The organism is Idiomarina sp. UBA3162 (genome assembly GCF_002364475.1).
GTDB lineage: Bacteria > Pseudomonadota > Gammaproteobacteria > Enterobacterales > Alteromonadaceae > Idiomarina.
Genome location: NZ_DEYI01000036.1, coordinates 1 through 9,251, shown reverse-complemented (window position 1 = coordinate 9,251; position 9,251 = coordinate 1). Strand labels below are relative to the sequence as shown.

Annotated in this window: 7 protein-coding genes and 1 pseudogene; 5 read left to right on the top strand and 3 right to left on the bottom strand. The window is 47.8% G+C overall.

Annotation, left to right across the window (positions count from 1 at the left end; genetic code table 11):
• Positions 1-595, bottom strand: a pseudogene (locus tag B2X00_RS04030) (transcription-repair coupling factor); the annotation flags it as partial.
• A 69-nt stretch (positions 596-664) separates the two neighbouring features.
• Entirely contained in the window at positions 665-1,276 is a 612-nt protein-coding gene (locus B2X00_RS04025) for a PilZ domain-containing protein (protein WP_290486221.1), read from the bottom strand.
• A gap of 85 nt (positions 1,277-1,361) precedes the next feature.
• On the opposite strand from B2X00_RS04025, the gene B2X00_RS04020 reads away from it, so the two are divergent.
• The 3 genes from B2X00_RS04020 to B2X00_RS04010 are packed head-to-tail and all read left to right on the top strand — an operon-like array spanning position 1,362 to position 4,492.
• Positions 1,362-2,585 carry a lipoprotein-releasing ABC transporter permease subunit gene (locus B2X00_RS04020; protein ID WP_290486220.1) on the top strand — a complete coding sequence of 408 codons (1,224 nt, stop codon included), beginning with the start codon at positions 1,362-1,364 and terminating at the stop codon, positions 2,583-2,585.
• On the top strand, positions 2,578-3,279 hold the full coding sequence (gene lolD, locus B2X00_RS04015; RefSeq protein WP_290486219.1) for a lipoprotein-releasing ABC transporter ATP-binding protein LolD: 702 nt from the start codon (positions 2,578-2,580) through the stop codon (positions 3,277-3,279). The genes B2X00_RS04020 and lolD overlap by 8 nt, the downstream gene beginning before the upstream one ends.
• Positions 3,266-4,492 carry a lipoprotein-releasing ABC transporter permease subunit gene (locus B2X00_RS04010; RefSeq protein WP_290486218.1) on the top strand — a complete coding sequence of 409 codons (1,227 nt, stop codon included), beginning with the start codon at positions 3,266-3,268 and terminating at the stop codon, positions 4,490-4,492. Before lolD ends, B2X00_RS04010 begins: the two co-directional genes overlap by 14 nt.
• On the opposite strand, the gene B2X00_RS04005 is transcribed toward B2X00_RS04010, so the two are convergent.
• Positions 4,489-5,013, bottom strand: coding sequence for a DUF2062 domain-containing protein (locus B2X00_RS04005; RefSeq protein WP_290486217.1), 525 nt, complete (start codon positions 5,011-5,013; stop codon positions 4,489-4,491). The two genes, B2X00_RS04010 and B2X00_RS04005, sit on opposite strands and share 4 nt — an antisense overlap.
• Positions 5,014-5,061: 48 nt before the next feature.
• On the opposite strand from B2X00_RS04005, the gene B2X00_RS04000 reads away from it, so the two are divergent.
• Together B2X00_RS04000 and msbA are read left to right on the top strand one after the other, a co-directional pair.
• The gene (locus B2X00_RS04000) at positions 5,062-7,374 is read left to right on the top strand and encodes a DNA internalization-related competence protein ComEC/Rec2 (RefSeq protein ID WP_290486216.1); all 2,313 of its coding nucleotides are present in this window, start codon (positions 5,062-5,064) and stop codon (positions 7,372-7,374) included.
• 48 nt (positions 7,375-7,422) lie between these two features.
• Entirely contained in the window at positions 7,423-9,171 is a 1,749-nt protein-coding gene (gene msbA, locus B2X00_RS03995; RefSeq protein ID WP_290486215.1) for a lipid A export permease/ATP-binding protein MsbA, read from the top strand.
• Positions 9,172-9,251 lie beyond the last annotated feature (80 nt).

Here is a 9,251-nt window from a genome sequence, read left to right as displayed (position 1 = left end):
TGTCGATCTCGTCATCAAAGAAATCGACTCGAAATGGTGACTCACTTCCCATCGGGAATAGATCTAATATCGAACCGCGACTACTAAACTCGCCATGTTCCATGACCTGTTCAACCGCACGATAGCCGTTACGTTCGAGCTGCTCACGTAGGGCTAAGGCATCGAGCTGCTGACCAATACTGAGATCGAGAGATTGGCTTTGCACAAATTCAACAGGGGCGATACGTTGCAACAAGGTATTTAAGCTAACAATCAAGGCGCCTCGTCGTGCTTGCGGGAGGCGTGCTAGAACACTGAGACGCTCAGAGATAATATCTTGATGGGGCGAGAATGTGTCATAAGGCAGTGTTTCCCAATCCGGAAAGACCGTTATATCGTCATGATATTCGGTGTTCTCACCCGCGAAATAGCGTACTTCTTGCTCTAGACGATGCGCTTGGTTGGCATCTGCTGTGACGACCAGCACGCGTCCTGGCGTACGATCGATAACTTTCGCAAGCGCAAGAGCGGGTGAACTTCCATTTAACTCAGTCCAAGTAATGTCTTTTTGGGCTGAGTCTGCAAAAGGTGGATTGAAAACCGAAACTTTAGTCATGACTACCTAACGTTAACTGCAATTCTGTGCTGCATTATACTCAAAATAGACGTGATTTGGATGTTATCACTATGAGTTTTCTGGCTTATCTGCTTGCTTCCTCTGTTCCGCTCGTGCTTTAAGGTGACGGGTTTGGCTATGCAAACTATGACGTATCACATGCTCATGATCTTGCTCGCGGATTTGCAAAAACGAGAATGTAGCTTCGCGCGTATTCTCAGTCTGTGTCTCGCACTCGACGCATTCGACATAACAGTAAACCGCCAGTGATTCTTCGCGAAAAATTAAGTTAGCTTGAAACTTATCTCCCACAGTAAAGGGCTCTGCTACCTTCACACGAAAGCCGCCGCCACCGAACTCATGCGCTGTAAGTGAGTAATCGTCGTCATGGGTATGACTCAGAACGTAGCCCAACATCAACCCCATGCGCTGATTAATCAATGCAAGCGCGTCTATCAATGCCGGTGAATTAGGATTTTCTGAGCGCACACGCTGTAACGCAGACTGATCGCTTCCAGCGAGCTCTGAACATAGTTTAAAGAGCTCTGGAATTTCAGCCTGTAATGCGTCATCAGAGGGTATACGTTCCGCTGCGACCGGGTTGAGTTGCACAGGTAAGCTATCGGCTACGGTAAAATACTCACCAATAGGACGCAAATTAATGGACTGATTCGGCTGCATTTTTGTCTCGCAAAGTTGTCAGGCTGCTAACAACTCATTATCCTTGAGCTTTTCTAATAAGCAACCATCATTTCAAGGGCGTCGTTTGCGGTCAATTACATTCTCTATCGCGTTGAGGTATAGCCGAACAAAAGCATACTCTGCGTTCACTCGGTTTATTCAACGGTTTGCTTTAGGCGGAATCGCTGTCGGCGTAATGGCGCTCATTGTGGTGATGTCAGTCATGAACGGTTTTGAAGGTGAGCTAAAGCAGCGTATTCTCGGCGGGGTACCTCACATACAAGTGCAGGGTGAACAGGTACAAAGCGAATTAACCACGCTCTTGGAGCAGCGCGCAAGCGACGAGGTACAGTCGATATCACCTTATGCGTCTACTGAGGCATTGATTCAGGTGCCAGGTAACCTCGCGGTCGTGACGTTGCAGGGCTTCAATACAGGCGACTCTAAATCGCAGTCAATCCCACCGGCTTTGCAACGCGCGTTAATTGCAGGGCAATGGTCATCCTTAGCTGCAGGTGATTACAATATTATTCTGGGTCAAACGTTGGCGAATCAGTTGAATCTCGCTATTGGCGATAGAGTGCGTATTGTCTCTTCGAAAGGGGCTGTATACAGTCCGCTGGGCATGCTTCCTTCGCAACGCACGTTTCGCTTAGTGGGTGTGTTTGCTATGCAGTCAGAATTAGATAAACACCTAGCCGTTGCAAATATTGACGATGTGGCGCGACTTATTCGTAATCCTAAAGCGTCAAAGACGCATGTTCAGGTGCAATTACAAGACGCATTTAATGCACCGAAAATCGCGTCATTCATTCGTTCGAATAGTACGTTAATCGTGACCGATTGGCGACAGCGTTACGGACAGTTATTTGATGCTGTTGGCATGGAGAAACGTATGATGTGGCTAATGCTGGCGCTGATTATAGCGGTTGCAGCTTTCAATACATTGTCCGCGTTGGCCATGGTGATCGATGATAAACGGCATGACATCGCAATCTTACAAACCATTGGCCTCACGCAAGCGCAGGTGCGTCGAGTTTTTCTGATTCAAGGTTGCTACATAGGTACGGTAGGTACCCTGTTAGGCACCCTGTTCGGGGTGTTGATAGCGATCTTCATTAATCCGATTCTACAGGCTCTTGGGAGTCATTTTGTCGTTGGGTTAGGGCAACAACTGCCAGTGCAGTTTGAATGGCAGCAAGTGCTATTCATTGCCGCTACAGCACTCATACTTACTCTTGTCGCGGCGTTTTACCCCGCAGCGAAAGCCGCCCAAACTGAACCTTCTGAGGCGTTACGATATGACTAACGATTTAATTCAAGCGCACAACGTGAGTAAAACCTTCCGCGATGGCGATAATCAAGTGACGGTATTGAACAATGTGAGCTTAACAGTTGCCCCAGGCCAGCTTATGGCAATTGTCGGTAGTTCGGGCTCGGGTAAAAGCACGTTACTTCACATTTTAGCTGGTTTGGACGCTCCGTCTGAAGGGCATGTGTTATTTGAGAACACAGGCCTGACAGAACTCAATGGTTCGCAAAAAGCGCAATTAAGAAACCGAAACATTGGTTTTGTCTACCAGTTTCATCATTTGTTACCGGAATTTGATGCGCTAGAAAATGTTGCGATGCCGTTACGCATTGCGGGTGAGTCAGAACAACAGGCAACCGAAAAAGCGCGAGCGTTGCTAGCACGTGTCGGTTTAACCGATCGTATGCACCATCGACCTGCCCAGTTATCGGGTGGTGAACGGCAAAGGGTCGCGATAGCGCGAGCCTTTGCTAATAAGCCTAAATTGGTTGTGGCAGATGAACCGACCGGTAACTTAGACGGGCAGACAGCAGAGTCGGTATTCGAGTTGATTTTGGAAATGAATAAAGAGTTCGGTACGGCATTTATTATCGTGACGCACGATATGCAGTTGGCAGAGCGAATCGGCTCTATTTATCGTCTAAACAACGGCACACTGTCAGCCGTGGGTGAAACGCATGCTCACGCTTAAATTGGCCAGACGTTTCTCCGAGCGCCGCAGCCGTTCAGGCTTGTTTGCATTTATTGCATCGTCATCTACGGTCGGCATCGTGCTGGGTTGCGCAGTATTAATTGCTAGCCTTTCTATGATGAACGGTTTTCAAAATGTGTTAGAGCAAAAATTGCTTAAAGCGGTTCCTCATGTGTCGTTTACTAAAGTGGAGGGCACTTTTAGTAACTGGCAGGATATTGTTGAAATTGCTAAGCACGATCGTCGTGTTGTCGAAGCATACCCGGTCATTAAGCAAACAGCCATGTTGCGTTCAGGCGATCAGTTTAAAGGTATTGTTTTAGAGGGGATTGCTGCCGGCGGGCCGCATCCAAGCGCGACCGAATTTTTTAGCAACCACAGCTTGGCGCGCCTTGATGAGCCGAATACCATCGTTTTGGGACAAGGGATTGCTAAAAGCTACGGGATCGCTGTGGGCGACACGTTAGAGTTACTGGTAGCCGATCGAAGTAGCCAACAGTTTCGTTCTCCCCAACGTCATGCATTGAAGGTCGTGGGTCTATTCGAGTTCGGAGGCGAGCTTGACCATCAAATGGGCTATGTCAGTCTGGCCACCGCGCGCGCTGTGGGTGAGATAGAACGTGGTGTTTCTACCGTTGAGTTAAAAGTAGATGATGTTTTTCAGGCGCCACGAGTAGCCAATGAGGTCGGTAATCGATTACCGGAATTGGTCTATGTCGATAACTGGATGCGAACGCAGGGTCATCTGTATCGCGATATTGAGTTAGTTCGTACAGTGATTTACTTGGTTCTCGTACTGGTGATGGCGGTGGCTTGTTTTAATATAGTGTCCACGTTAGTGATGACTGTGACTAAAAAGCGTCCGCAAATTGCGATGTTAAAAACCATGGGGTTAGATAGTCGTCGAATCGTGGCGACTTTTTTCTGGCAGGGCACAATGAGCGGCGTAAAAGGAGCTGCATGGGGAAGCCTCCTGGGTATTTTACTCGCCTCAGTATTACCCGATATTATTTTATTGATGGAGCAGTTACTGCATTTTCAGGTGCTTTCTGACGATGTTTATTTTGTTAGTGAGGTACCCTCACAGTGGCGTTGGTTCGATGTCGCTTTAGTCTCATGTGTGGCCGTGATTATGAGCGCCGGGGCTACGCTCTATCCTGCATGGCGTGCTACTCAGATTGAGCCAGCCCAAGCGCTACACGAACATCATTAGTCGCACTCTCGGTTTCGATGTTGGCGCGCTTCCCAGGCGCGCACAACCGAGACGCGCCACATCACTCGAATAGCAATATAACTGACCAAGCTTGAGAGCGTCCCCATGATAAAGCAACCTAATAAAAATGCGGGACCAATGGTTTCGATACTGTAAATGAGCCAGTCCCAACTGAGCTCGAAGTTGAATGGGTGCGCGGGTGCGGAAAGAACCGCTCGGCCAACCTCGTAGCAGAAGTAAAACAGTGGCGGCATGGTGATAGGGTTGGATATCCAAACTAAGCCTACTGAAAGGGGGAGGTTAACCCTAAATAGAATAGCTCCCGCGGCCGCAAGCAGCATTTGAAATGGAACCGGAATAAACGCGCAAAACAGACCTACAGCAAAGGCGCCTGAGGCAGAGCGACGGTTTAGATGCCACAAATTGGCATCATGCAGCAACGAGCCGAATACTTTAAGTGCACGTGTCTGGCGAATTTTCTCATGATTCGGCATCCATTTTTTGATCATGCGTCTTGCCATTGCAATTCCCGTTTACATCAATTTGTGCGACTGAACTGGAAACACCGAATGGGATACAGCTCGTTTACTTTGCTCGCCGGAACAGTTATGGCGCTGTATTCTACTCACTTAATAGAAACGTGGCTAGTCGCTTTAGTGATTGTTGTAGCGATTTGTGCTGTACCGTTTTGTCGCCACACTCGAAAACTTCTTAATCAATTTATACTGCTGTGTATAGGGATACTGATTGGAACTCATTTTGTATCAAACCTCGCTCAACAACATACGCAATTGCCAGAACGGCAATGGCTTTCAGTCTATCTAACTATCGAACATATTGATTACCACAGTGATAAACGGAGTCGCTTTGTCGCTAGCTTGTCGCGAGTCCTTCACGGCAATGAACTAATAACTGAAGATTGCCAATGCCGGGTACAACTTTATTGGTACGAAGACCGATCACGAAACATACTGAGTCCGGGCCAACAGTATCGCGCGGAAATTAAGTTAAAAATGCCGACCACCTATTGGAATCAAGGATCGGAACGGCCCGCTCGCTATTTGTGGGCAAAACAATTAGTCAAACAGGGTTATGTGCGAGAGATGCAGCTCACACAGGTTGAACCGTCGGTGCGTTGGCGTGTTTACCGAACCTTCGAAGCGACTGAACTCGAATTTGTTGGAATGTTACAGGCGCTAGCTATCGGTTACCGCGGCAGTATTCCATTTGAGCAACGTGATGTATGGCAGCGCAATGGGCTGCAACACTTAATGGCCATTTCTGGGTTACATATCAGTTTAGTAGCGGGGCTCATCTTCTTAACACTCCAACGCGGTATTGCACGACTGCCGCATAAGGGCACGTTTTTACGCAATCGCGAGCGTTTGTTATTAACTCCAGTTGCCGCTGTTGTTGCTTTGATCGTGGCATTGCTTTACACCAGTTTAGCGGGGTTTGCGATTTCGGCTCAACGTGCGTGGCTCATGTTGTTATTATTTTGGGGGCAACGTTGGCTGGGTTTGACGACGCGTAACTGGAAAAGGCTTTGGCATGCGGTTGTGATTCTGATCGTGATCGATCCTGGCAGTTGGCACGATATCGGCTTTTGGTTCTCAGTGCTGGCGGTTGCGGTGATTTTATTGTGCCAGTGGGGATGGCGAGTGAACTCGGCTGCCGGTTGGACTAAACGCTTACTTCAAACAATTTATTTACAGCTTTTGTTTTTAGCGTTGATGGGGCCGCTCTCATTAGCAGTATTTGGTGGAGTCTCCCTAATAGCACCAGTGAGTAATCTGCTGGTGGTGCCTATTTTTGCTTTCTGGGTTTTGCCGCTGACACTGATGGGGGCAATTGCCGCTATTGCGTGGGCAGACACCTTTGCTGCGAACTTATGGTGGTTAGCCGAACAGCCACTGATTGTGCTTCAGCCCCTATTGGAGTGGCTTGCACGGTTACCTATCGGGTGGTTGGGTACAAGTTCCATTGCCATAGAGAGTGTACTGCTATGGGCGTTTGGATTATTACTCTTATTACCGTTGTGGCTCATGCGATATTATTGGCTGATGATTGCCGTATCGGGGTTATTGTCTGCTGGTTTCCTGCTGTTGGGACGTTGGCATCAGCCAGACGTTATTTTTCATGTTTTAGACGTGGGCCAAGCTCAGGCACTAGTGATTGAGCGTGATAACGCGGCATGGTTGATCGATTTAGGGCGTCGGTTTCACATTGGGCGGAGTCATTTTGAATCGGTTATCGACCCCTTTATCAAGCAGCGTAGGTTACGTATCGAGCGCGTCTCTCTAACACATCAAGATGCGGATCATAGTGGCGACTGGCGTACGGCAAAAGCGCGCCTATCAGCTGTGGACTGGTCGGGCGCATTAACGCAGAAACCGTGTCAGGCGGGGGAGCAAGGTGTCTGGCGTGATATTCAATGGCAAGTCGTGTGGCCCAAACAGGCACGCGCTGCGGCGAGTAATTCGAGTTCCTGTGTATATCGGTTTACCTTCGGTACGATTGACTGGCTGGTCACCGGTGATATTGGGTTCGCCGAAGAGCGTATCTTGGTGGAAGAAAAGCGTGTCGGTGACGTCGAAATATTGGTTGCTCCGCATCATGGTAGCGCTTTTTCGCTTGGCTCCCTGATGCTGAAAGCGACTCAGCCGCAACTGACCGTAGTCAGTGTGGGCGGTGCAAATAATTATGGAATGCCAGACAAGTATACCCACCAGCGCGTACTTGAATCTGGTAGTGAGTGGGCCACTACAGCGGACTATGGGCAGTTATCGATTGAGATAGATGCCCAGTCATGGACACTCAAAACACCCCTGTTATTCGATAAAACGAATGCAAAGTCCTACAGTTCGACTAGCCAACAGTGATATAAAGCAGATAAAATAGTGGGGATTTTCAGAAACTAATGGCATTGCATGGATTCTAAAAAGGAAAAACCGAGTACGCTGAAGCGGCTCGCATCATATATCAAGCCTTACAGATCTGCTTTTATCGTCGCTATTATTGGTATGTTAGGTTACGCCGGCGTCGATACCCTGTTTTTCTCGCAAATTGAGACCCTGATAGATGAAGGATTAACCCAACAAGACTCGAGTGTTTTGCTTTGGGGGGCGGTATTCGTGCCAGTATTTTTTATTGTGCGCGGATTATTTAACTTTATTTCCACTTACTTTTTGAGCTGGGTGGGTTTCAAAGTAGTGACGCGGATGCGTCAGCAACTTTTCGAACACCTCATGAAGCTACCGGTTTCATTTCACGATAACCATTCGACCGGTGACTTGATTTCCAAAATCACATACGACACTCAACAAGTAGCCGAAGCATCGAGCCGAGCGTTATTGGTGCTTATTCGCGACGGTGGTTTTGTGGTGGGCTTGTTGTGTCTGATGTTTTATCAGAGCTGGCAACTTAGTTTGGTGTTTCTCGTAATTGGTCCTGTAATCGCCAAGTTTGTTGCGGTTGTTTCAAAGCGTTTTCGACTAGTCAGTGGCCGAATTCAAACTGCGATGGGTAACGTCACAACGACGGCCGAACAAATGATTAATGGTCATAAAGTCGTCGTGATGCACGAAGGCCAAAAGCTAGAGTCTAAACGCTTTGGTGAAATCAACAACATCACCCGCAACCAAAATATGAAGTTGGTAAGCACGCGCGCGATCAGTACCTCGGTGATTCAGTTTATTGCTTCACTGAGTCTAGCGATGGTACTGGTGATAGCCAGCTTTCCCGAAATGCTGCAAAACCTCTCGGCGGGGGCATTCACGACGTTGCTGACATCAATGATTATGCTGCTGCGACCATTGAAGCAGTTGAGTAACGTGAACAGTGACTTTCAACGCGGTTTAGCTGCAGCGACCAGTGTGTTCGGTATTCTCGATCAACCGATTGAAGTAGATAAAGGTACCCATATGGTGGATCGGGTGAAAGGGGATATTAAATTTAATCATGTCACGTTCCGCTATAATGACCATGATGATCCGGCACTAGAAGACATCAGCTTTGCGGTTGATGAAGGCAAAACACTGGCATTGGTTGGGCGTTCAGGAAGTGGTAAGTCGACTATTTCGAACTTATTAACGCGCTTTTATGATGTCAGCGAAGGTGAGGTCACTATAGATGGACGAAATATACAAGACTACCGCCTTAAATGTTTGCGTCGCCAAATTGCTTTGGTTTCTCAACACGTCACCTTATTCAATGACACGATTGCTAATAATATTGCTTATGGCACATCTAAAAACGTGTCTCGGGAAGATATCATCAAAGCCGCTGAGCAAGCTTATGTGACTGAATTTACAGATAATATGAGTCATGGTTTAGATACCATGGTCGGTGAAAACGGTGTGATGTTATCAGGTGGTCAGCGACAACGTATCGCTATCGCTCGGGCACTCCTACAAGATGCACCTATTTTGATTCTCGATGAGGCAACGTCAGCGCTAGACACCGAGTCTGAGCGGCATATTCAGAAGGCGCTGGGTGTGCTTAGAACGAATCGTACATCCATCGTCATTGCACACCGGTTGTCCACGATTGAGAATGCCGATGAGATTTTAGTGATGGATAATGGACACATTGTCGAACGCGGAAACCATCAGTCGCTACTTGATAACGAGGGTCCTTATTATCAGTTACATAACCTGCAATTTAGTGGGGTAAATTAGAATGTGGTTGGAGAGGCAGTGGTACCGAAAGCGTTTGCATCCACTGCTGTACCTGCTTACACCCTTATCACTGGTATTTT